The sequence below is a fragment of the Corynebacterium sp. HMSC059E07 genome, from assembly GCF_001814395.1.
GTDB lineage: Bacteria > Actinomycetota > Actinomycetes > Mycobacteriales > Mycobacteriaceae > Corynebacterium > Corynebacterium hesseae.
Genome location: NZ_KV816319.1, coordinates 1 through 420 on the forward strand (window position 1 = coordinate 1; position 420 = coordinate 420).

The 420-nt window shown below is 55.5% G+C and carries 1 protein-coding gene; it reads right to left on the reverse strand.

What is annotated here, in order from left to right:
- The coding region (locus HMPREF2967_RS07735) for an HNH endonuclease signature motif containing protein (protein WP_198531033.1) at positions 1-420 on the reverse strand (420 nt) is incomplete at both ends.

The window sequence follows — 420 nt, forward strand, 5'->3', positions numbered from 1 at the left end:
GGTTCTTGATGTTGGTGTAGCCTCCCGCCTGCCAAGGCACCAAATGATGGACCTGGCAGTAATCAGCGGGTTTATTGCAGCCTGGTCTTGAACACGTGTGGAATTCAGCGTGCAGGGTAAGGCGTTGTTTGAAGTTTGCCCCTCGTGATAGCCGCCAGGTGTCGATGGGTCCTTCAATGGGGTGCACGATGGTGGCATACCCTATTTCGGCGAAATTGTGGGTGAGGAATTCTGCCCCGGTCATTCGCCCGCCGTTAGTCAGGTTGAGCTCTATTTCGTCCCCGTCGCCGTTGATGATTTGGTCGAGCTCGTTGAGGGTGACGATGACTTGTGTGCGCACCGCAGGCTTGGAACCGGTGCCCTCTTTGAAGAAGATGTCGTTGGCTGCTTGAAGCAGGTCGGTGGTGTTGGTGGATTCGA